Source organism: Mucilaginibacter sp. dw_454 (genome assembly GCF_018449775.1).
Taxonomy (GTDB): Bacteria; Bacteroidota; Bacteroidia; order Sphingobacteriales; family Sphingobacteriaceae; genus Mucilaginibacter.
The window spans coordinates 107,785-131,565 of sequence record NZ_JAAVVB010000001.1 but is presented as its reverse complement, the minus strand read 5'-3'; the positions used below and the strand labels follow the sequence as shown (position 1 = coordinate 131,565).

Sequence of the window (23,781 nt, the reverse complement as noted above, 5' to 3'; positions counted from 1 at the left end):
CGCAATGACGCGGTGGAGGAGATACAGCTAAAAAATCTTAATGTCAACAAATCATTATCCCAACAAAAAATATTTTTACAAATTGTAACAACTTTGTTATAATTTATTTTTAGCTTTAGATACCAATTAGTAAGGAGGTTAAATTATGAAGAAAGCACTCATGTTATGCTTGGTGGCTTTGGGAATAAGCGTGGCTGTAAAGGCCCAATGCCCCATCAACGAAATTTTAACTACCAAAGACCCGCAGATCATTACCAACCTTATTGAGGCCAATACCGACTGCATCAGACAAGCTATAGCACAAGGCTCTGAATATCAAAACTTCAGGGTGTATGTAGATTATCTTTACAACACTTCGGCACCGTGGATATACCACACCAATTTGCCAAAAGAAAAGCTATTTGAAGATTTTTACAAAACCTGGGGCCACGCTTATCCAACCATGAGTTCAGAGATCCCCAGCGACCCTAGATTTTACGAAGCCCTAAAAAATATGGTAGCTACAGATCCGGCTTATTTTACCCAAAGAAAAGTGACTAAAATACCTGTTAAATATCAGCAATGGTTGTATGTAAAGAACCTTGTTGCCAAATACGGCGATCATGATGTTGTGGCTTTAGCCAATGCAACTGCCAAAATAGCTAACCTGGCTATGCCCGACGATTACAACGTATTTGTATCTAATTAACCCCTACGCCTATTCCAGTCACGCGGAGTAGGTGTTTTTAAATGTGTGATGAGTTCGTTAATTAGCGATGGGGGTAGTGTCCCATCGCTTTTTTTGTGCACCAGTCAGCCCCCTCTAAATCTCCCCCGGAAGGGGAGACTTTTGAATTTCCGATTGAAATAAAACGCTATAAATATTTTTGAGGCTTTTTATTAAAGCCCTCCCCCTCGGGAGGGTTGGGTGGGGTCTACCCTAATATCTCCGCTATTTCATTAAACCCTTTTTCGCGGGCCAAATCTGCGGGCAGCTTGCCACCTTCCATACGGGCGTTCACTTCGGCGCCATTTTCAAGCAGTAATATCAGCAATTCCAGGTTTCCGGTTTGCGCTGCCGAATGCAGTGGAGTAGCACCAGCCTGTTGCTTGATATTTACCTGCGCACCGTTTTCAATTAGCATACGGGCTATGTTATTATAACTCCCTGCCGCAGCCGAGTGCAGGGGGAAAACATTAAATCCGTTATTTGATGGCTGGTTAACATCGGCACCTTTTAATACTAAATATCGCGCTACTTCAAACTGCCCGAAATAACAAGCCAGGCCCAATGGTGTAAAACCATCGTCGGCATATAAATTTACCGCATCGGGGTGGCTAAAAATCACATGGGCTACAACGTCAAACTTGCCTACCGCTGCAGCCTCGAACAGGCTGATCTCGTCAACATATTTGAGCAATAAAGCGGTAACCTCCGGCTTTTTGTAATAACAGGATAACATCAACGGCGACACATTATGACTGGTCATGGCGGTAGCCAAAGCAGGCTGCTGGGCAAGCAGGCTATTTAGTTGCGGCAAATTGCCTTCGGTGATGTATTGTTCAAGCAGGTCTACACTCATGTTATGTCAATATTACCAAAAAAATTAAAAAAATCGGCACCTCATTGTTTAATCTATTAACTTTATATTTGCACATAGTCTGTATAATTAGGAATGCCGGTAAAAGGAAATCAGTTTAAATCAAATAGTTTTAAAGAGGAAAATCTACCTCGACAATCATCAGAAAAAGGATCAAAAGAGCGCGTTGCTAAGCCAAAGGTTGAGCGTATGCCTACATTTGATCTGCAAGACGGGCGCCTGATCAAAATTGTCGGCTTGTTCTGCCTGTTGCTGTCGCTTTTCTTCGCGATAGCTTTTGTATCGTACCTGTTTACCTGGCAGCAAGACCAAAGCTATGTGTCGGCAGCCAATGGTGGCTGGCATAATTTGTTTACCAGCCAGGCCGAGTTAAAGCTAAAAGGTATAGACCCGGTAGAGAACTGGCTTGGCAAATTTGGCGCGTTATTATCTAACCAGTTTATTTTTGAGTGGTTTGGTGTGGCGTCGTTCCTGTTTGTGTTTGTGTGTTTTGTTATAGGCTACCGCATGTTATTCAAAGTGCGCCTGTTCTCGGCAATCCGCACCTTAGGCTATTCATTCTTTGGGCTGATATTTGTTTCGGTAACACTGGGCTTTATCCATGCTTTTATTGACGATACACCGCATTATTTAGAAGGCGGATTTGGTTACTGGACCAACCGTTTGCTCGACATACAGATAGGCCAATCGGGCACCGGCGCTTTATTAGCGTTTGCAGCGCTTACCACATTAATTATTGCTTATAACATTGATTTTAAGCTACCCAAACGTAAAAATAAAGAAGGTATGATTTCTGAGTTTGAGCCGACCATCGGGTTTAACCACGAGCCTGTCGAACTGGTAGACGAGGAAATTTCGCACCCGGTAGAATGGCCGAAAGGCAATAACGCTATCAAACCTGAAGCATTTACAAACCAGCCACTGCCGCCTGTCAGCGCACCCATACAGCCCGAGCCTATTTTTCATGAACCTGTAGTTTTAACGCCCGACAATGAAAGCGCAGACCCTGATCTGGGCGAAGATATCCCGCTGACTTTAGAGACTGAGCGTCCTAGCCCGGTGCTGAACGTCGAAAAAACCGACGATGCCAAAGCGCAGGAACTGGTTGACCAGTTTGGCACCTACGATCATAAGCTTGACCTGGCATCGTACAAATATCCAACACTTAATTTATTAGAGGAGTACGGTACCGGCAAAATCGCCGTAAATTCAGAAGAGCTGGAAGCTAACAAGAACAAAATTGTTGAGACGCTGAACCATTATAATATTGAGATCGACAAGATCAAAGCCACCATTGGGCCAACAGTTACTTTGTACGAGATCATCCCGGCGCCGGGTGTGCGGATCTCCAAGATTAAAAATCTGGAAGATGATATCGCGCTGAGCTTAGCGGCTTTGGGCATCCGGATCATTGCCCCTATGCCGGGTAAGGGTACCATAGGTATAGAGGTGCCAAACCAAAACCCCGAGATGGTATCTATGCGCTCTATCCTGGCTACCGAAAAGTTCCAGAACACAACAATGGATCTGCCTATTGCCTTAGGTAAAACCATATCCAACGAAGTATTTATTGCCGATTTGGCCAAGATGCCTCACTTGCTGGTTGCGGGTGCTACGGGTCAGGGTAAGTCGGTTGGTATTAATGCTATCCTGGTATCGCTATTGTATAAAAAGCACCCTTCGGAGTTGAAGTTTGTGTTGGTGGACCCTAAAAAGGTGGAGTTGACGCTGTTTCGCAAAATTGAGCGCCATTTCCTGGCTAAGCTACCTGACGAGGCCGATGCTATCATCACCGATACTAAGAAGGTGGTAAATACGCTCAACTCGCTTTGTATTGAGATGGACCAGCGTTATGACCTGCTGAAAGACGCGCAGGTACGTAACCTGAAAGAATATAACGCCAAGTTTGTTAACCGCAAGATCAGTAATCCGGAGAAACACCGTTACCTGCCATTTATTGTTTTGGTGATAGACGAGTTTGCCGATTTGATGATGACAGCCGGTAAAGAGGTAGAGCAACCTATAGCCCGTATAGCGCAGCTGGCCCGTGCGGTGGGTATCCATTTGGTTATTGCTACACAGCGCCCGTCGGTAAATATTATTACGGGTACTATCAAGGCCAACTTCCCGTCGCGATTGGCGTTTAGGGTGTTATCTAAGATCGACTCACGGACCATCCTCGATGCAGGTGGCGCAGACCAATTGATTGGTCGCGGTGATATGTTGTTTAGTACGGGTAGCGATTTGATTCGTTTACAGTGCGCGTTTGTAGATACGCCTGAGGTTGAAAGGATCTCTGACTTTATAGGTAACCAGCGAGGCTACCCTACTGCCATGCTGCTACCAGAATATGTTGGCGAGGGCGAACAAAGCAGCTCTAAAGAATTTGATCCAAGCGACCGCGACCCCATGTTTGAGGAAGCAGCCCGCCTGATTGTGATGCATCAGCAAGGTTCCACCTCATTAATACAACGCAAGCTTAAACTGGGTTATAACCGCGCAGGCCGCATTATTGACCAACTGGAAGCCTCTGGCATTGTCGGCCCGTTTGAAGGCAGCAAGGCCCGCGAGGTGCTGTATCCGGATGAGTATTCTTTGATGCAGTATTTGGAGACTTTGGATAAGGAATAAAACACAGCTTGTCATTGCGAGGAGGAACGACGAAGCAATCGCACGCGTTTAAGCTTTTCTCCTTGCGATTGCCACGCTACGCTCGCAATGACAGAAATCACAAACCAAACGCTGCGCTAAACGTTTCTCACAAAAACAAGTCATACCGTTAATGAAAAAGCTACTATTCTATACCCTACTTATATTAACTACCGCTCCGGCCGTTGCTCAAAAAGACGTACAGGCTAAAGCCATTTTAAACCAGGTGAGCCAAAAATACCGTTCCTACAATATTATTAAAAGCGACTTTACGTTTACCGTTGATAACCCGGCGGCAGGCGTTAAAGAAACGCGCAACGGTACGCTAACCACACAATCAAAAGCAAATAAGTTTAAGGTTGACGTATACGCTGCGGGCAGCAGCACTGATCTGGAACAAGAGATCATCAGCGATGGTAAAAGCCAGTGGACCTACCTGAAAAAAGATAAGGAAGTGCAGCTAACCAACGCCGACAACAGCGGCGACCAAAGCTTTAACCCGGCCAAGCTATTCAGTATGTATGAGCATGGTTACAAATACGTTTACAACGGCGATCAGAAAATTGGCGGTAAAGTTTACCAGTCGATAGACCTGTCGCCGGAGAATGACGAGAAAACTCAGTTTTTTAAAGTTAGATTGCTGATTGATAAAGTAAAAAAACAGATCTACAGTGCGCTCATCTTCGATAAAAGCGGCGCTAAATATAACTACATTCTGCGTAGTTTTGTTACTACGGCCGCTGCACCGGCCAGCACTTTTACATTCGATACTAAAGCGCATCCGGGTGTTGAGGTGGTTGATTTGAAGTAAGCGTTATTATTTTGACAAGCGGTTTTTTGTAGCGAGATTAGTAATACCAATTCTAAACCGATATTGCTATGAAGAAACTGCCGCTTTTATTTTGCTTACTATTAACAGCAGCCACTTCTTTCGCCAATAAAATAGATGAGCTAAAGACAGATAGTGATGTGGTGCGATTTCTTTTACCCTTAGACAAACATTTCACAACGGGCAAATACACGCCCAAGCTAATCATCGAGCCGGTTGATACCATTTTTAAAAACGATGCATGCTTTGCATGCGATACCCTTTGCAAAACCTGGGGTGTAAAAAGCTGGCAAAAAGTGGACCTGAATAATGATGGACGTACAGACCTGGTGGCAATATGCCACTGGTATCAGTACGAAAATTTCATTGTGATGGATAACGGCGACGGCACTTTCAAACTGATGTATTTAGTTTATGATTCCTGGTTTTGCGAACTGGTGAATATTATTAGGCGAAATGATCAAAACCTGATTGTATTTCACACAATTGATAGCGATATGCTTGATCGGTTCGAGCAGCCGCGAACTGATACGTTGATTTATAAATACGACCATTTTGTTGAATTGAATGAGCATCCGCCAAAATATGCTATTGATTCATTGATCTTTTACGATGGAAGCGTTTATGGTAACCATTGCGGCAGCTGCCCCAAATTTCGGATGAAAGTTAACCGTAAAGGCAAAACCCGGTATGAAAGGTATGTATACGGCGGAACCTCTGTAAAAACTGCCGGAGGCTATTCCGTAAAAGATTTTAAAATATCAACTGAATTAAAAGCCCAGGGCAAGGTTTTATCGAGTCAGCAAAAAGAGATCCTTAATATGATTAATTATATCAATTTTAAAAAGCTAAAAGATAAATACGAGGTGCCGTGGACCGATGCATCGACCACTACCATACAGGTAAAGTTTAAGGATGGCTCATCAAAAACTATAGTAGACTATGGCGAGTATGGCACCTTTGGTTTGCGGGCGCTGTTTTCAAAATTATACGCTGTAGCTAAACCTTATAAAGCTTTTTGATATGAGAAAACTACTGCTTGCATGTTGCTTAATGCTTTCAACATTCCATCTATTTGCTAATAGAATAGACGAGCTCAAAACAGATAGTGATGTGGTACGGTTTCTTATTCCGCTTTCCACCAGTTTCACCAGTAAATATGCGCCCCAACCTATTATTCAACCAATAGACACCATCCTTAAATATCTAAAAAAAAATGATTGCTTTTCGCTCGCCAACACATGGGGAGCAAAAAGCTGGCAGAAAGTTGATCTGAACAACGATGGACTAACAGATCTGATTGTTATTTGCACGCGGTACAGCTATAGTAATTTTGTTGTGCTTGATAATGGTAATAACACATTTAAGCTGATACAATTGCAATACAGTTCTTTTTCGGATGAATTGATAAATGCTATTCAGTATAAAGGAAAAAATCTGCTCGTTTTTCATAGTATAGAAGAAGAACGGATAGATAAAAGGCCTAATTTTTATCGTATGCAGTATCCGCGAACTGATACCTTAGTTTATAAATTTGATCATTTTATTGAGTTAAATGAACATCCGGTAAAATATGATATCGACTCTGTAATTTTCCATGCCGGCGTTTGCTACGGTCCTTGCCCGATATTTTACACCAAACTAAACAGTAAAGGCAAAATACGATTTGAAAAAGACAAACCCGTTAACGTTAAATTGTATTTTGTTAAAGACCCCTGGGGCAAACCGCCTAAAACTGCTAAAGCAATAATACCGAAAACCTACGTGGTAGCTAAAGCGAAATTAACAACCGGCGAAACCAACGAAATATTTGACTTGATAAATTATATCGATTTCAAGCATCTGAAAAACAAATATGCCGTATCCTGGACCGATGACGTACATGGCTGGATCAGGGTAAAATACAAAGACGGTTCATTTAAAGAAATTGAAGATTATGGAGAAAGAGGCACATTTGGTTTGAGCACTTTATTCTCAAAGTTTTATGCTATAGCTGCGGCAAATAAGGTTAATTGATATGAAAAAAATACTAATTATAATCTGCCTGGTTTTACCAATTATAGCAAGTGCGCAAAATTTTCTAGCGCTAAAGCGCCAAGGCGACTCCCTTAGATATATGAATAACCCTAAAGATGCCTTAATTGCTTACGAGCACTGCATTGACCTGGTGCTTGCCAACAAAGAAAAAGTTTACGATAGTGATTGGTCGGCTTTGCTGCGTTCGGCAATGGATGTTAACAAATCCTATCCCTGGAAATACTCAAACCTGTTGTATGGAACACGTGCCGAAAAAATGTCGGATAAAATAGCGACTTTGAAGCAAATGGGCATCAACTATCTATTCTCATTTTATGCCAGGCAGGGTTGGACTACTACTACTCTCGGCGGATCGCCGTATGGTTGTTTAATTGGCGAGGGTAATACCTATATATTGGCATGGGCCATAAATGACGATGTTTTTATGCAGGCATTTAACGCCTGCGACACATACAAGCCTGTTAAGATGAATGACAAAAAGTTATATGACCTGATGAAAAACCATATGGAGAATATAACTAAAGAAAAGATAGGCGCCATGATCATGAAATACCGCGACATCATACCTGTTTATCACTTTGAGTTTTACTTAAAAAGTGAACCTGTACAGCAAGACCCGGTAGATATTTGGGATTTTAGAACCATGCAGCAAAACATTTCTACCGATGAATTTAAATTTGTCAAACAAATTACTGTCGACAAAGGAAATAAAATATATCAGGCAAACATCAAAACCCATTTTGCGCAGCTATTTCTGCGGGTTCGCGATGATGAAAAAAAATACTACGATACCATAAATTCAGGGACCGAACGGGCAAGGGTTGGTAAATTTGACTAGTATTATGAAGAAGCCGTTGGTATTTATTTGTTTGTTTTTGCTAACAATGGCAGCCATTGCCCAAAACGTCAAAACCCTAAAGTATCAGGCTGATTCTCTTCGAAAAAAAACCGAATACCAAAAAGCAGAACCTTTATATAACGAAGCAATAAACCAGGTACTCACCTACCAGGAAAAGCTAACCAACCAACAATGGGTTGAGCTTTCTTTGGCAGCCCAGCAAAACCACATTAAGGCCTATAATTATACTGATGATAAAACAGCAACTTATGCCAATTGGGAATATAGCCCAACCGGGCCTAAGTTGAAGGAAAAAATCAATGACCTCATCAGGCAAACAAGCAGCCTGGTTTTTACTTACGGAGCTTACGGCGGTGGCACCGTCAATACTTATATAGTCAATGATTCCATCTCGCATACTCAAACAGGATATACTCCTTCTTACCGGCAAATTTTGGTTTGGGTTACAGATGATGCTGTATTTATGCAGGCTTTTAGTGATGCCAATATTTACGAACCTATAAAAATAGGCAATAAGGCATTAATCAAGTTTTTGAGGTTACATCAAGATGAGTTACCTATACAAGCCATCGAGCGCGTCCACTCAAAAAGTTCTGAAAGTAGTTTCTACGTGTTTGAGTTTTATACCATTGACAACGTCTGGACAAAAAGAATCTATAATGCTTACGACACCACAGATTCTAAGATTAACAGCAATACGGCGCTCTATCAATTATTGCCGCTAATTCAGGAACAGGTAAAAATGTACGACGACAGATAAATTAAATAGGTGAGCTAATTTAACCTTTCCGCTTTTTCCTAACTGCTTTATGCTTATTTTTGAAAAATGCTCACGCTTACAACGCATACGCTCGAGAAGTTGGAACTGCTGTTAAAATCGGCAGGATACAAAGTGCGTTATGAAAAAGGGAACTTTAAAACCGGGGCATGTTTGTTGTTAAACAGCAAAATAATAGTGGTAAATCGTTTCTCAAACCTGGAAAGCAAGATCCTGGCCCTGGTCGAACTGTTGCGTGAACTGGAGGTTGACCATAATTTGCTTGACGATAAACAGATCGCCTTTTTACAACAACTAAAACAAACCAAACTGCAGCTGTGAAAGTAACTTTTTTAGGCACCGGCACCTCGCAGGGTGTACCTGTAATTGCTTGCGGCTGCGAAGTTTGCACATCGGCCGACACGCGGGATAAAAGACTGCGCTCATCCATATTAATTGAAGCTGAAGACAAAATCGTAGTAATTGATTCGGGACCTGATTTTAGGTATCAGATGCTGCGGGCCAATGTGCAGCGACTGGACGCCGTTGTTTATACCCATGAGCATAAAGATCATGTTGCGGGCATGGACGATATCCGCGCTTTTAATTTTAAGCAGCAGGAACCCATGAACATTTATGCCGATGCACGTGTGCAAGCGGCGTTAATGCGCGAGTTTCCGTATGTATTTGCCGAGTTTAAATATCCTGGCATCCCGCAGGTAAACATCCATCCTATTGGCTTAGATCCGTTTGATATCGGTAGCATCCATTTTATACCTATCGAGGTTTTGCATTATAAATTACCGGTGCTGGGTTTCCGCATCAATGATTTCACGTACATCACCGATGCCAAAACAGTATCGCCCGAAGAAAAAGAAAAAATCAAAGGCACCAAAATATTAGTGATTAACGCGTTGCAAATGCAGAGCCATATCTCGCATTTTACCTTGGACGAGGCTGTAGCTTTTGCACAGGAAATTGGCGCAGAAACTACTTATTTTACCCATATCAGTCATCGCCTTGGCAAACATGCCGATGTCGAACTTACCTTGCCCCCCGGAATCAAATTAGCTGTCGATGGATTGCAAATCAATATTTGACAGCGCCGGATAAATAATAAGGGGGGCCTTAAAGCTCTATAAAGCTTACGTGGTCAATACAGCCTTTATATTGCTTTTGATAGCCACGGTTGTGCAGATCAAGCCTACCCCTTATCCTGATTTTTTTATTATTGATGTGGGTATAGCCCCCATCATCATATTGAAAAAAACCAGTGTGGGTACCGGTTAGGTATAGCGGGCAGTCCTGACTAAAATTAACCCAAAGCGCTGTGTTTGGCTTTGCCATATAAAGGCTGTCGCTAAATAAAGCCGACTCTTCTTTACCTTCCTGGTACTTGCCCACAATTTCAACATATTTATTGTTGTAATAACTAAGACTATCCATGAGGTGGGTATAGGTAACCTGCTTAAAAACCATATTGGCATCGCAAGTGCTTATATATACCTTTTTGCCGCTACCACATGACATTAACAGGCCAGCCATCAGCAGTATAAAAAAACCGGAATGCTTTAAGCTCAATGCCGCCATTTACTCGATATTGGGGCTCGCCAGTGTTAGCGCGCTATTTACAGACAGTTAAACTATGTAAAAGTTTAACCTTCAAACTTTGTTAGCTAAATATAATCATTAGCTCCGTGGTTCAACGTTTATTATTTTAAATTTGTTACAATGATGCACCAGTCATCGTTAAAACCATAAAACATTTACACCATGGAATTTGGCCGAGTTACCCCCGAAGAATTAGTAAATATTGACTTTACGCTACCACCCGATACGCCACTAACTATTGCTACACTTACCGCTGCAAAGAGCAATCAGCCTATGCAAGTACATGTGGGCTGTGCCAAATGGGGCCGTAAAGAGTGGGTAGGCCAGATCTATCCGTCTAAAACCAAGGATGCCAATTTTTTGGATGAGTATGTTAAACATTTCGACAGTATAGAACTCAATGCCACGTTTTATAACGTATACCCCCCTGCCACTATAGCCAAATGGAAAGAAAAGGCTGAGAGCAACCCCGACTTTAAATTTTGCCCCAAGTTTTCGCAAAGCATTAGCCATATCAAACGCTTAAAAAACGCCGAAGAAATTACCACGACTTTTTATGAAGGCATCACCGCCTTTGGTGATAAGTTAGGCCCGCTGTTTTTGCAGTTAGGCGATAATTTCACCCCGAAAAGTTTCCCTGAGTTAAAGGCCTACCTTGAACATTTACCAACAGATGTGCCGGTTTATGTCGAAGTGCGCCATAAAGAATGGTTTGCCAATATCGAGGCGCGGAATGCACTTTTTAATTTGCTGCGCGATTTAAACCTAGGCGCGGTAATTACCGATGCATCCGGCCGTCGCGATTGTCTGCACATGGAACTACCTACGCCACATGCCTTTATACGCTATGTAGGCAACGGCCTTACACCCGGCGATTACGCCCGTGTAGACGAGTGGGTGGAGCGCATTAAGCAATGGCGCGATGCGGGCCTGCAAAGCGTTTGGTTTTTTATGCACCAGCATGATGAGCAATACTCGCCTGTACTAGCCGATTATGTGGTAAAACAATTGAACGAACATTTGGGTCTGAGCCTGCGCAGGCCTTTTTTTATCGAACAGGATAAGGGTTTATTTAGCTAATCTGTATTAACGCCGTTACAATTAAACTTCGGATACAGAAAAACGTCTTTTTGTGTATCCTACATAGCCTGATCGGTTCTACAAAAAAATTATAATTTTGCCTATCTATTTATCATGAACGACACTAACACATTATACCAGCAGGCTGTGCAGCTTTTGCAACAGCTTATCTCTATTCCATCTTTCAGTAAAGAGGAGGACCGTACCGCCGACCTGATCGCCAATTTCCTGCAGATGCACGGCATAACCCCCAATCGTAAACTGAATAATCTTTGGGCCTGGAACAAGCATTTTGACGCGGCGAAACCGACAATCCTGCTCAACTCGCACCATGATACGGTTAAACCAAACTCCGGCTACACCCGCGACCCGTTTGATGGTATGGTTGAAGACGGCAAATTATATGGCTTAGGCAGTAATGATGCTGGCGGTTGCCTGGTATCATTGATAGCTGTGTTTTTGTATTTTTATGATAAAACCGACCTTAAATATAACTTCTGCCTGGCAACCACCGCCGAGGAAGAAATATCAGGCGTTAACGGTTTGGAGCTAATTATACCAGACTTGGGTGAACTTAACTTCGGCATTGTTGGCGAACCTACTTTGATGCAGCTTGCTGTAGCCGAACGCGGACTGATGGTACTAGACTGCGTAGCACACGGTAAAGCCGGCCACGCTGCCCGCGAAGAAGGCGACAACGCCATTTATAAAGCCATGAAGGATATTGAGTGGTTCCGCAACTTTAAGTTCCCTAAAGAAAGTGACGTTTTTGGGCCTATCAAAATGTCGGTAACTATCATCAACGCCGGCTCGCAACATAACGTAGTGCCCGCTACCTGTAATTTTGTGGTTGATGTTAGGGTAACCGACGCTTACCGTAATGAGGAAGTATTAGAGATCATCCGACAGCATGTAAGCTGCGATGTGAATCCGCGTTCCATTCGCCTTAAGCCATCATCTATAGACCGCGACCATCCGATTGTACAAGCTGGTATTGCGCTGGGTAGAACAACCTATGGCTCGCCTACAACTTCAGACCAATCATTATTAGATATCCAATCTATCAAAGTAGGTCCCGGTGATTCTGCCCGTTCACACTCGGCTGATGAGTTTGTGTATGTGGACGAGATCCGTGAAGGTATTGAGTTGTATGTGAAGATGTTGGAGCAGATAGTTAATTAGTCAATAATTACCCCATACTAACCGCCACGTCATCGTGAGCGAGGTACGAGCGTGACGATCTCTGACCATGCGATTATAAATCAGCGCGCCGGAGATCGCCACGCTACGCTCGCGATGACGGGTTGGGGTTTGGGTTTCCCCTCATCCTACAGACAGTACAGGACAGCTACCTTTCATTTTATTTTTAGGTTAGCATTTGTAACCTATTATTCCAAATAGATCCAATTCCTGTAAATTTAATGAAGGCCGTGTGGTCTTTTATAATGATGTCTATGCTAATCAAACACCAAATAACATCACTTGCAAAAATAGCAGCCATATTTTTACTGGCGACGTGCTCTGTATCAATTGCAAACGCTCAATCCACAGGTAAAATAAACCGCAAGGCTTTAGTAACTCGTCACAACCTAATTATTACCGACCGTAATTTAGGCGGACCAACACAAGTAGGTAACGGCCATTTTGCTTTTGGTTTTGACATAACCGGCCTACAAACATTTGGGAAAGATAATGCCAATACCATGTCAGACTGGGGATGGCATAAATTTGCCGAACCCGACGGCCAAACACCTGCCGATTTTAAAGGCCAGCAATGGGATACGCAGGGCCATTTGGTGCGATACGATATCCAAAACCCGGAGCAGCCGGCTTTAACCGATTGGATGATCTCTAATCCGCAAAGGATAAACCTGGGTCGTTTGGGTTTGATCTTGAAGAAAAAAGATGGTTCTGTAGTTGCTTTAAATGATCTGCAAAACCCGGTGCAAAAGCTGGACATGTGGACAGGCATTGCCACCAGCACTTTTGAGGTTGATGGCAAACCCGTAAAGGTAACCACCATCGGTAACCCCAACCAGGATGGCATTGCTGTGCATATAGAAGCACCTGATTTAAACGATGGGCAAGTGGGTGTGTTTTTAGAGTTCCCTTACGCCTCGCACGGCCAGTTTGATAATGGTGCCGATTTTAATAGTCCGGATAAGCACCAAACGCAAGCGGTTATCAACGGTAACAATGCTGTTTTTCATCGCACTTTAGATGATACTAAATTTGACGTCGGCCTGAAATGGGCCAATGCTACCATAAAAAACACCAAACCGCATCGCTATGAATTAATGCCCGGCGGTAAAAACGTGGTAGATGTCGTATTAACATTTTCAAAAGATCCAATCAAAACACCGTTGCCAACTTACGCACAAGTAAAACTGGCTAGCCAAACACATTGGTCAAGTTTTTGGCAAAGCGGCGGTGCAATCGATCTCTCGGCCAGTAAAGATCCCCGTTGGATGGAGTTGGAAAGACGTATCGTGCTATCGCAGTACATTATGGCTGTTAACGAGGCTGGCTCTACCCCACCGCAAGAAAGCGGATTGGTAAATAATGGCTGGTTTGGTAAATACCATTTTGAGATGATCTGGTGGCATGACGCGCATTATGCGCTTTGGGGTCGCCTGCCGTTGATGGACAGAGCGATGCGGGTTTATGCATCCAACTTAAAAACATCAGAAGAAAGAGCTAAACGGCAAGGCTACGAAGGCGCACGCTGGCCAAAAACCGTTGGCGATAATGAGCATTGGGAATGGCCGAATGAAATTAACCCCTTACTAATCTGGCAGCAACCGCACCCGATATTTTTTGCGGAGCTGGCCTATCGTACCAATCCTACCAAAGCTACATTGGCAGAGTGGGGCAATGTGGTAGTTCAGACGGCAGATTTCATGGCATCGTACCCATATTATAATAAAGAGCAGGATCGTTATATATTAGGCTATCCGCTGCAGGTAGTATCTGAAAATGCCAACCCACGCACCTGCTATAATCCAACTTTTGAGTTGAGTTACTGGCGTACCGGCTTGAAACTTGCCCAAAAATGGAGGAAGCGTTTAAACATGCCTGCTAATCCGAAATACGCAGAGGTATTGAGTAAACTTTCAAAACTTCCGGTTAAAGATGGCATGTATGAATCATGGGAAAACATTACCGATATGTGGACCAAATTTAACTTTGAGCACCCTGCCCTAACCGGCGCTTACGGTTTATTACCGGGCGATGGTGTAGACGTACCAACCATGGAAAGAACCTTCAACAAAGTTGGCGAAACCTGGCGCTTCGACCGCACCTGGGGTTGGGACTTCCCGATGCTGGCTATGTGTGCCGCAAGGTTGGGCCATGGCGATAAAGCGATAGATTACTTATTGAACTATAAAAGTTTCGACCTGGAACAACATGGGTTAGTTGGTGGTGGCGGTCCGTTTCCCTATTTCCCGGGCAATGGCGGTTTGCTGTATGCAGTAGCCCTGATGACTGCCGGTTGGGATGGCGCACCTGCAGGCAATGCCCCGGGCTTCCCGAAAGATGGGCAATGGGTAGTAAAATGGGAAGGCTTGAAACGGGCTTTGTAACAAAGCTTCTATTCAATATCGCGGCAGCATCCTAAAAATATTTCTCATATTTGCAGCATGAGCAAACTATGGCAAAAAACCACTAATGTTAATGAGCTGGTAGAAAGTTTTACTGTTGGCCGCGATACCGAATTCGACGCGCAAATGGCTGCATTTGATGTACTGGGATCGCTGGCACATACACGCATGTTGGAGAGTATTGGTCTGATGAGCGCCGATGACTTACAACTGGTACAACACGAGCTCAAAAGCATTTATGCCGATGTTCAAGCTGGGAAATTTACCATAGAGCCTGGCGTTGAAGACGTACACTCACAAGTTGAAATGCTGCTCACTCAACGCATTGGCGATGCCGGTAAAAAAATCCATAGTGGCCGCTCACGTAACGACCAGGTTTTGGTCGATCTGAAACTTTTTTTCAGGAGCGAACTGCAACAGGTTGTTGAAGAAACGCAAGCCTTGTTTAATCAGCTTATTACCTTAAGCGAAAAATATAAAGACGTTTTACTGCCGGGATATACCCACTTGCAGGTAGCTATGCCATCGTCCTTCGGTTTATGGTTTGGCGCTTATGCCGAGAGTTTGGTGGACGACCTGGAACTGCTTTTGGCAGCTTACAAGATCACCAATAAAAACCCATTGGGTTCTGCTGCGGGTTATGGTTCATCGTTTCCATTAAACCGCACCATGACTACCCAATTATTGGGTTTTGAAAGCCTGAACTACAACGTAGTTTACGCGCAAATGGGCCGTGGTAAAACCGAGCGGATCATAGCGCAGGCTTTATCATCTATAGCAGCCACGTTAGCTAAAATGGCTATGGACCAAGCGTTATATTTAAGTCAGAATTTTGCTTTTGTAAGCTATCCGGATACGCTAACCACCGGCAGCAGTATCATGCCACATAAAAAGAACCCGGACGTTTGGGAGATCATGCGTGGTAAGTGTAATCGTTTACAAGCCCTGCCAACCGATGTTGCCATGGTAACTACCAACTTGCCATCAGGCTATCACCGCGAATTGCAGCTGTTAAAAGAGCTGTTGTTCCCGGCGTTTACAGAGTTAAAGAGCTGCCTGCATATGGCTACTTTCATGCTGCAAAACGTAAGCGTAAATACAGACATCCTGAAAGATCCTAAATATGCTTACCTGTTCAGCGTTGAGGTGGTTAACCAGATGGTGTTGGATGGAATACCATTTCGCGATGCTTACAAGCAAGTAGGACTGGCTATAGAAAAAGGCGAATTTAACCCGGCTAAAACCGTTAACCATACCCATGAGGGCAGCATTGGTAATTTGGGTAATGCGCAAATTACGGACGCTATGAATAAAGTGGTAGGGCAGTTTAAGTTTGATGCGGTAGAAAAGGCAGTGGCGGAGTTAATAAAATAACAAGCATTGTCATTGCGAGCGAAGCGTGGCAACCGCGAACTATGCTTAAACACATTGCATCCTTGCGATTGCTTCGTCGTTCCTCCTCGCAATGACAAAAAAATATTCTATGAACGGACAAAACAGAAAAGACATATACCCCGGCCTTGAGGTCGACATCATCTTAAAAAAAGATCAGCGCACGGGCACACTGACGCGCGGTATAGTGGATAAGTTGTTAACCAGCGCGGCCTACCATTCGCGTGGCATTAAAGTGCGTTTGGACGATGGCCAAATCGGTCGCGTAGCCTTTATTGTTGACGAGGAATAATTGTATATTGCCAATGCATTTAATACCCTATGGCAAAGAAAACACTCAAACAAATAACCAAATTACCCAATAACGCTTTTTTTAAGTTCGACGCGCATTTTAGACTGCTGATATCATTAGCCGTGGCAGTAATTGCTCTTTTAGTAACCCACGACCATTTTAAATGGCCGGCCGTTGTGTTAATTACCTGGGTTGCCAGCGCCATGGCCATCATTATCATGGATTGGGTTATTATCCTCAATGCCCATCCCCGCGAAATTCGTAAGATAGCCAAGCTGCAAGACGCTAGCAGAGCGTTCATATTTTTGTTTGTCATCGTCGCTTCCTTCGTTAGCTTAGGTTCTATCTTATTTCTTTTAAAATCAACCAAAGGTGGATCGGAAGCCGATGTAACCGGGCATATTTTACTGGGCATGGCTTCGGTTATGGTATCGTGGTGGCTGGTGCATACACTGTTTGCGATGCGATACGCGCATCTATATTACAGCCCCGATGAAAACAATGATAAGTTGGAGGGGCTTGAATTCCCCGGCGGTGAAAAGGATCCGGACTATCTGGACTTTGTGTATTTCGCTTTTGTGGTAGGTATGACTTTCCAGGTGTCAGACGTTGAGATCTCGTCACGCCAGATTCGCAGGCTTACTTTACTGCATGGACTAATCTCGTTTGCGTTTAATACTGCTATTGTGGCTTTGAGTATTAACGTGGTGTCGAGTTTGGTGTAGCAGGCTCCTCTTCTATCCGCGAGTGCCGCTTGGTATCTTTCATCGCCACATAAACAACCAGCGACAGGAAAATACAAAGCGTGACGTACCAATAAAACCATTCCTGGTGATTATTATTTTTAAAAACCAGCGCCAATGGCTCGGCAGTGCCACCGAATATAGATACCGCTAATCCGTAAGGGAACCCTACGCCCAAAGCCCGCACATGCGAGGGAAACAGCTCGGCCTTTACTACGGCGTTGATAGACGTGTATCCACTGGTAATAACCAACGCAGCCATGATAAGCGTAAATGCTACCCAAAAGTCTTTAGTATGCCCCAGGGCTATCAAAATAGGCACTGTAGCAATCGTCCCGCATATTCCAAAAGCAATCAACATCGGTTTGCGGCCAATTTTATCAGACAACATACCGAATAAAGGTTGCAAAAGCATAAACAAAACAAGCGTCAAGGCTGATATCAGCGTAGCGGCGCTTTTGCTAAAACCTGATGTAATGACCAGGAACTTTTGCATGTAGGTGGTGAAGGTATAAAAAGCAACCGTTCCGCCTAAAGTAAGGCCAACTACCGTAAAAACCGCTTTCGGGTGTTTGGCCAACTCCCTGATGGTACCCCGGGTTGAGATGGGCTGATGATGATCGGACAATACTACCGACTCCTGCAAACTCCTGCGCAGATACATTACAGATATAGCCAATACTGCCCCCACAGCAAATGGAATGCGCCAGCCCCAAGCGTGTAATTGTTTGTCGGTCAGGAAAACTTGTTGTAATAGCACCAGCACGCCTAACGCCGTTAACTGCCCTGCAATCAAAGTTACATACTGAAAACTCGAGTAAAATCCACGACGCTTACGGCCGGCCATTTCACTCAGGTACGTAGCACTGGTGCCGTATTCACCACCTACGCTTAAGCCCTGCACCATGCGGGCTAGTGTTAGCATTATAGGCGCCGCAATGCCTATTTGTTTGTATCCGGGGATAATGGCGATAATAAATGAACCAATGCTCATCATCATTACTGATAAAGTAAGCGCCGCCTTACGGCCATGTTTATCGGCATAAGTACCCATTACCCACCCGCCTATTGGTCTCATTAAAAAGCCTACCGCAAATATGCCGGTGGTATTCAATAATTGTACCCTGGGATTCTCGGCCGGGAAGAAAGCGCCGGCAAAGTAAAGTGTAAACGCGGAGTAAACATACCAATCATACCATTCTACCAAATTACCTAATGAGCCGCCTATAATGGAGCGGATACGGTGCGAGGTGGTTTGGGCTTTGATGGATGTGGTGGACGTAGGCTGCATAATTGTTATTGGGTGAATTTATAAAAATATTCGCAATTCGCCGATACGTCATTGCGAACGAGGTACGAGTGTGGCAATCTCTATATAAGCGACGGTCCTGAGATCGTTACGCTCGTACCTCGCTCACGAAGACGTGGTGAGAATGGTTGGTTTAGATTTATTGCTTGCTACTTTATTTGTTTATTTCTTACATTAGTTAATGCTTTTCACCGAAGACCTGTTGCATTATGTTTGGAAGTTTCGCCTGTTTGACCGGACGGATCTAAAAACCACTTCTGGTGAAGTTATTGATATCCAATCTGTCGGTATACACAACACCGATTCAGGTCCTGATTTTAGCAATGCGCGTATCAGGATTGGAGATACTACCTGGGCCGGGAATGTGGAACTGCACCTCTCATCGTCCGATTGGAAAAAGCATAATCATACCACCGACAACGCTTATGATAATGTAATTCTTCATGTGGTTTATCGTGACGATGAACCGGTGAGCGATACCAAAGGCCGCGTTATTCCTACTATTGAATTAAAGGATCGTATCCCCGAAGAACTTTACGGGCGATATCATAACCTGGTATTCGGCAATCAAACCATTATTCCGTGCGAAAGCAGCATAGGTAAGTTAGACGAATTCACTTTAAAAACCTGGTTTACCCGAATTTTGATAGAACGCCTGGAAAAGAAATCAGAAGCGGTAATTAAAGCGCTTGAGCTAAATCGTGGTGATTGGGAAGAGACTTTTTACCAGTTTATAGCGGCCAATTTCGGCTTTAAAACTAATGCCTTACCGTTTGAGCTGTTGGCTAAATCTCTGCCGCAAACCATCCTCGGCAAACATAAAAACAGTACACTGCAAATTGAGGCTTTGATCTTCGGTCAAGCGGGATTTCTGACTGATGATCTGCAGGATGAATATCCGCGCAAGCTAAAAACAGAATATGATTTTTTAAGGAAGAAATTTAGCCTCGCGCCTATCGATAATCATCTCTGGAAATTTATGCGCATGCGGCCCCTGAACTTTCCGACCGTAAGGCTGGCCCAATTTGCGGCGTTGGTGGTTAACTCTAATCACCTGTTCTCAAAAGTATTGGATATTAAGGATGTGAAGATCTTGCAGAAACTTTTTACAGAAATTAAGGTTAACGAGTACTGGGACGACCATTACCAGTTTGACAAGCCATCAAAACCGGTTTCGAAAAACATGGGGCAATCGTCGGCTAATTTATTGTTGTTAAATACTTTATCCTTATTTTTGTTTAGTTACGGCAGATATAACCAGCAGCAGTATTTTATTGACAGAAGTTTAAAGCTACTGGAAAGCCTGCCCGGCGAGCAGAATAATATCATTGCCGACTTTAATAGTTTGGGTGTAAAGGCGGGCTCGGCGTTTGAGTCGCAAGCTTTACTGGAATTAAAAAACTATTATTGTAATTATAAGAAATGCCTGCAATGCAGCGTTGGTAATAAGATACTAAAGCTACAGGCTTGATTTAAATTTAGATATGTTACAGCGAATATTGACCTTTTTTGAACGTTATTCTTTTGGTGTTTGCACCTACCTGGGCGAACGCTTTAATATTTCCATTTCTAAATTAAGATTGTTTTTTATCTACACCTCTTTCTTATCGGTAGGTTTCCCAATTATCGTTTATTTCTTCGCGGGAATAGTGCTTGATTTCAGGAATTATATCAAACGCAAGCATACCAGGACCACTGATTTTTTGTAGGCAGCTATTTTTAAATTAATTTGTCATTTCGACCAGCGGGAGAAATCTATACATAGATATTCACGATGATCCCTTGCGTGTATATAGATTTCTCGCCATGCTCGAAATGACAAGAGGGATTAAAAACCATTCCGATAATTAGCCGTTTATTTAAATATATTTCCATTTAACCTGCCATGGCATTTATTGATTATTACGAAGTTTTAGGCATCAGCAAAACAGCTACCGAAAAGGATATTAAGGCCGCTTACCGCAAACTAGCGCGCAAATACCACCCCGACCTAAACCCAAACGACGAACAGGCACACAAGAAATTTCAGCAGCTTAACGAAGCCAATGAGGTTTTGAGCGACCCGGACAAACGCAAGAAATACGACCAATACGGCGAAAACTGGCAGCATGGCGAAGCTTATGAACACGCTCAACGTCAGCAACAAAGTCAACAGCGCAATTATGGCGGTGGTGGCGGACAGGCTTTTGATTTTGACGGATTTAGTGGCGGTGGTGAAGATTTTTCTGATTTTTTCCAGTCGATGTTCGGTGGTGCTGCCGGCGGCGGTGGAGGGCGCAGACAAGCTAAATATCGCGGACAGGACTATAATGCTGAACTGCATTTAGACCTAAAAGAGGCCAGTGAAACGCATAAGCAAACGCTAACCGTTAACGGTAAAAATATTCGCATTACCATACCTGCCGGTGTGGAGAACGGACAAACCATCAAAATTGCCGGGCATGGCGGGCCGGGGGCTAATGGGGGTCCTGGCGGCGACTTGTATATCAAATTTTTAGTGGCCGATGATCCTAGATTTAAACGTAAAGGGGCTGATTTATATGTAAACACCAAACTGGATATCTATACGGCTATCCTGGGTGGAGAAATTACTGCCGAAACACTTACCGGTAAAGTAAAAGTGAAAGTAAAGCCAGAAACTCAAAACGGCACCAAGGTGAAGTTGAAAGGCAAAGGATTACCTGTGTATAAAAAGGAAGGCGAGTTTGGCGATCTGATTATTAGTTACGAGATCGAATTACCAACCAATCTTACCGACAAGCAAAAACAATTATTTGAAGAACTGGCTAAATCATCAGCATAAATTATAGAGTTATGAGCACGAAGCATTTAATAACTACGACAGATTTTTGTGTATATCACCATTTGGAACACTCTTTCATTGCCGACCTGCAGGATGCCGGCCTGGTTGAAATAAAGATAGTCAACAACACCACCTACATCCCCGAAAGCGAACTGCAAAAATTGGAACGTATGATCCGCCTGCATACTGATCTGGATATTAACGTAGCGGGCATTGAGGCTATATCGCACTTGCTGCAGCGTATCGAGGATATCCAGGAGGAGATGCGGTTATTGCAGAATAGTTTGAGGGCTTATGAGTGATTCTAATTTGTCACTGCGAGCGTAGCGTGGCAATCGCGAACCATTCTAATTTACTTTTCTCCTTGCGATTGCCACGCTGCGCTCGCAATGACAGTTTTGTTAAATCTTCATTAAGCTTGTGCCTTCTCCAAGCTAGTATTTAGCTTTTTTATATCTTTAACGCACCAGTTAAAAATTATGAAAAAACTCAGCTACACTACTATTGCCCTACTGTTCTTTACCGTAGCGGCCTACAGTCAGCAGTTAAACATTGCCACCTATAACTTGCGTTACGAAAACAAAGACGATTCATTAAATGGCAACGGCTGGGGCTACCGTTATCCGGTAATCTGCAAAATTATACAGTTTAATGATCTGGACATTTTTGGAACACAGGAAGGCAAACAGCATATGCTTGAAAACATGGTAGACAGCCTGCCCGGCTATAAATTTATTGGCGTTGGCCGCGATGATGGCAAAACAGCCGGTGAGCATTCTGCCATATTTTATAAGACAACACGCTTTAAAATTTTAAAACAGGGCAACTTCTGGCTGTCGACAATTACCGACAGACCTAACAAAGGTTGGGATGCCGTATTGCCACGTATATGTACCTGGGCGCAGTTTGAGGATATTAAAACCGGTTTTAAGTTTTACTTCTTCAACCTGCATATGGACCATATAGGCGTAGTGGCCCGTAAAGAAAGCGCGCACCTGGTACTGCAAAAAATTAAAGAAATGGCAGGCAACAGCGCCACCATTTTCACCGGCGATTTTAACGTGGACCAATATAATGAAAGCTACAAAGAGGTATTAAGTACAGGTGTATTGCAAGACTGCTATAACCTGGCGCCTATCAAGCTGGCTACTAATGGATCTTTCAATGATTTTAATTTGAACACCAAAACCGATAGCCGGATTGATCACATTTTTGTAACCAAACAATTTAATGTAAAACGCTACGCAATCTTGACCAACTCCTACAATGGCCGTGTACCGTCAGATCATTACCCGGTAGTAGCCATAATGAACTATTAAGCATACAGTCTTTAGATAAAGAAGGAGGGTTGATTTAGAAAATCAACCCTCCTTCTTTATCTATCATATTCGTTACAATGCATAATTAGCTGTGTATTTGATTATTATCGACAATAATCGATCAACATATATCGTACAGAAGGAAACGATTAAACCTCATGGCATAGCTATTGTCATAAGTACATGAACCACAACATTAAAAACGTTCATATTTTAATACTATGAAAACTTTAAAATTAGCTATAGCAGCATTATTATTAGCCTTTACATTCCAGGCAGCAAACGCACAAGTAAGAGTTGGTGTACATTTGGGCGGTCGCCCTGCTCCACGTAGAGTGGTAGTGGTAAATCATCACAGACATCATTACTATCACAGACATCATGTTGTAGTAAGAAGACATTACTAACATACAAAAAGCCTCGCAAATGCGGGGCTTTTTTGTGCTCATTTGTATAGTTAACTGTGCACAATCAGTTTTATCTGCCAAATTGTTTAGCGCCCGAAAAGGGCGTTTTTTATTGCTGTTTATCAACATTTTAGGTTCAGAATTGATTTATAAGCTAAACCCTGTGGCACGGCTGTTGTCTTAACTATAACAACAGCGATACTACGGTATCGCACAACAATTAAGATCATGAAAACTTTAAAATTAGCAATAGTTACCGCCATCTTAGCCTTAGGTTTTAATGTGGCCAATGCGCAGGTAAGGGTTGGATTTAGCATTGGTACATATGCACCACGCCCTGTTTATGTAGAAAGACCATATTACCACCCGGTTTATTACCGGCACCCCGTGGTGGTTGACGAGGGTTACCCTGTTTATTATCACCGTTATGGTTATGCTTACAGAAGGCCTTATTATCGTCATGCATATTATCGCCACGCATATTACCGTCACTGGTAGCGAAAAAGCCCCGC

General features: G+C 43.3%; 25 protein-coding genes. 22 read left to right on the top strand and 3 right to left on the bottom strand.

Annotation, left to right across the window (positions count from 1 at the left end):
* The first annotated feature begins 145 nt into the window (after positions 1-145).
* Positions 146-688: a hypothetical protein gene (locus HB679_RS00630; RefSeq protein WP_214070005.1), complete on the top strand. Its 543-nt coding sequence runs from the start codon at positions 146-148 to the stop codon at positions 686-688.
* A 226-nt stretch (positions 689-914) separates the two neighbouring features.
* Here HB679_RS00630 and HB679_RS00625 read toward each other — a convergent pair whose 3' ends face one another.
* Complete coding sequence (locus HB679_RS00625; RefSeq protein WP_214070004.1) at positions 915-1,562, bottom strand: ankyrin repeat domain-containing protein; 648 nt, start codon at positions 1,560-1,562, stop codon at positions 915-917.
* A gap of 93 nt (positions 1,563-1,655) precedes the next feature.
* Between HB679_RS00625 and HB679_RS00620 the strand changes: the two genes are divergently transcribed.
* The 8 genes from HB679_RS00620 to HB679_RS00585 all read left to right on the top strand — a co-directional run bounded on the left by HB679_RS00620 (position 1,656) and on the right by HB679_RS00585 (position 9,811).
* Positions 1,656-4,211 (top strand): DNA translocase FtsK, encoded by a 2,556-nt coding sequence (locus HB679_RS00620; protein ID WP_214070003.1) that lies wholly within the window; start codon positions 1,656-1,658, stop codon positions 4,209-4,211.
* 151 nt (positions 4,212-4,362) lie between these two features.
* Positions 4,363-5,040: an outer membrane lipoprotein carrier protein LolA gene (locus tag HB679_RS00615; RefSeq protein ID WP_214070002.1), complete on the top strand. Its 678-nt coding sequence runs from the start codon at positions 4,363-4,365 to the stop codon at positions 5,038-5,040.
* 68 nt (positions 5,041-5,108) lie between these two features.
* Positions 5,109-6,080, top strand: a complete 972-nt coding sequence (locus HB679_RS00610; protein ID WP_214070001.1) for a DUF6438 domain-containing protein — start codon at positions 5,109-5,111, stop codon at positions 6,078-6,080.
* Between the two features lies 1 nt (position 6,081).
* Positions 6,082-7,074, top strand: a complete 993-nt coding sequence (locus HB679_RS00605; RefSeq protein WP_214070000.1) for a DUF6438 domain-containing protein — start codon at positions 6,082-6,084, stop codon at positions 7,072-7,074.
* 100 nt (positions 7,075-7,174) lie between these two features.
* Complete coding sequence (locus HB679_RS00600; RefSeq protein ID WP_214069999.1) at positions 7,175-7,933, top strand: hypothetical protein; 759 nt, start codon at positions 7,175-7,177, stop codon at positions 7,931-7,933.
* Between the two features lie 4 nt (positions 7,934-7,937).
* Positions 7,938-8,714 carry a hypothetical protein gene (locus HB679_RS00595; RefSeq protein ID WP_214069998.1) on the top strand — a complete coding sequence of 259 codons (777 nt, stop codon included), beginning with the start codon at positions 7,938-7,940 and terminating at the stop codon, positions 8,712-8,714.
* Between the two features lie 66 nt (positions 8,715-8,780).
* Positions 8,781-9,053 carry a hypothetical protein gene (locus HB679_RS00590; RefSeq protein ID WP_214069997.1) on the top strand — a complete coding sequence of 91 codons (273 nt, stop codon included), beginning with the start codon at positions 8,781-8,783 and terminating at the stop codon, positions 9,051-9,053.
* A complete protein-coding gene (locus tag HB679_RS00585; RefSeq protein ID WP_214069996.1) occupies positions 9,050-9,811 on the top strand; it encodes an MBL fold metallo-hydrolase in 762 nt (253 codons plus the stop codon). Before HB679_RS00590 ends, HB679_RS00585 begins: the two co-directional genes overlap by 4 nt.
* 28 nt (positions 9,812-9,839) lie before the next feature.
* Here HB679_RS00585 and HB679_RS00580 read toward each other — a convergent pair whose 3' ends face one another.
* On the bottom strand, positions 9,840-10,256 hold the full coding sequence (locus HB679_RS00580) for a hypothetical protein (RefSeq protein WP_214069995.1): 417 nt from the start codon (positions 10,254-10,256) through the stop codon (positions 9,840-9,842).
* Between the two features lie 228 nt (positions 10,257-10,484).
* On the opposite strand from HB679_RS00580, the gene HB679_RS00575 reads away from it, so the two are divergent.
* The 6 genes from HB679_RS00575 to HB679_RS00550 all read left to right on the top strand — a co-directional run bounded on the left by HB679_RS00575 (position 10,485) and on the right by HB679_RS00550 (position 17,413).
* Positions 10,485-11,402 (top strand): DUF72 domain-containing protein, encoded by a 918-nt coding sequence (locus HB679_RS00575; protein WP_214069994.1) that lies wholly within the window; start codon positions 10,485-10,487, stop codon positions 11,400-11,402.
* Between the two features lie 114 nt (positions 11,403-11,516).
* Positions 11,517-12,584 carry a M20 family metallo-hydrolase gene (locus HB679_RS00570; RefSeq protein WP_214069993.1) on the top strand — a complete coding sequence of 356 codons (1,068 nt, stop codon included), beginning with the start codon at positions 11,517-11,519 and terminating at the stop codon, positions 12,582-12,584.
* A gap of 272 nt (positions 12,585-12,856) precedes the next feature.
* A complete protein-coding gene (locus tag HB679_RS00565) occupies positions 12,857-14,986 on the top strand; it encodes a hypothetical protein (RefSeq protein ID WP_214069992.1) in 2,130 nt (709 codons plus the stop codon).
* Between the two features lie 57 nt (positions 14,987-15,043).
* Positions 15,044-16,378: an argininosuccinate lyase gene (gene argH / locus HB679_RS00560; protein ID WP_214069991.1), complete on the top strand. Its 1,335-nt coding sequence runs from the start codon at positions 15,044-15,046 to the stop codon at positions 16,376-16,378.
* Between the two features lie 109 nt (positions 16,379-16,487).
* Positions 16,488-16,688, top strand: coding sequence for a YwbE family protein (locus HB679_RS00555; RefSeq protein ID WP_214069990.1), 201 nt, complete (start codon positions 16,488-16,490; stop codon positions 16,686-16,688).
* Between the two features lie 29 nt (positions 16,689-16,717).
* Complete coding sequence (locus tag HB679_RS00550; protein ID WP_214069989.1) at positions 16,718-17,413, top strand: DUF1345 domain-containing protein; 696 nt, start codon at positions 16,718-16,720, stop codon at positions 17,411-17,413.
* Here HB679_RS00550 and HB679_RS00545 read toward each other — a convergent pair.
* Entirely contained in the window at positions 17,388-18,722 is a 1,335-nt protein-coding gene (locus HB679_RS00545) for an MFS transporter (RefSeq protein WP_214069988.1), read from the bottom strand. The genes HB679_RS00550 and HB679_RS00545 overlap by 26 nt on opposite strands.
* Positions 18,723-18,921: 199 nt before the next feature.
* Here HB679_RS00545 and HB679_RS00540 point away from each other — a divergent pair, with 199 nt between their 5' ends.
* From HB679_RS00540 to HB679_RS00510, 7 genes are all read left to right on the top strand, one after another.
* Positions 18,922-20,211 carry a DUF2851 family protein gene (locus HB679_RS00540; RefSeq protein ID WP_214069987.1) on the top strand — a complete coding sequence of 430 codons (1,290 nt, stop codon included), beginning with the start codon at positions 18,922-18,924 and terminating at the stop codon, positions 20,209-20,211.
* 13 nt (positions 20,212-20,224) lie between these two features.
* On the top strand, positions 20,225-20,449 hold the full coding sequence (locus tag HB679_RS00535; protein ID WP_214069986.1) for a PspC domain-containing protein: 225 nt from the start codon (positions 20,225-20,227) through the stop codon (positions 20,447-20,449).
* 176 nt (positions 20,450-20,625) lie between these two features.
* Complete coding sequence (locus HB679_RS00530; RefSeq protein ID WP_214069985.1) at positions 20,626-21,543, top strand: J domain-containing protein; 918 nt, start codon at positions 20,626-20,628, stop codon at positions 21,541-21,543.
* Positions 21,544-21,554: 11 nt separating this feature from the next.
* Complete coding sequence (locus HB679_RS00525) at positions 21,555-21,845, top strand: chaperone modulator CbpM (RefSeq protein WP_214069984.1); 291 nt, start codon at positions 21,555-21,557, stop codon at positions 21,843-21,845.
* Positions 21,846-22,022: 177 nt separating this feature from the next.
* Positions 22,023-22,862, top strand: coding sequence for an endonuclease/exonuclease/phosphatase family protein (locus HB679_RS00520; RefSeq protein ID WP_214069983.1), 840 nt, complete (start codon positions 22,023-22,025; stop codon positions 22,860-22,862).
* 221 nt (positions 22,863-23,083) lie between these two features.
* Positions 23,084-23,269, top strand: coding sequence for a hypothetical protein (locus HB679_RS00515; RefSeq protein WP_214069982.1), 186 nt, complete (start codon positions 23,084-23,086; stop codon positions 23,267-23,269).
* A gap of 228 nt (positions 23,270-23,497) precedes the next feature.
* Entirely contained in the window at positions 23,498-23,767 is a 270-nt protein-coding gene (locus HB679_RS00510) for a hypothetical protein (protein WP_214069981.1), read from the top strand.
* Positions 23,768-23,781 lie beyond the last annotated feature (14 nt).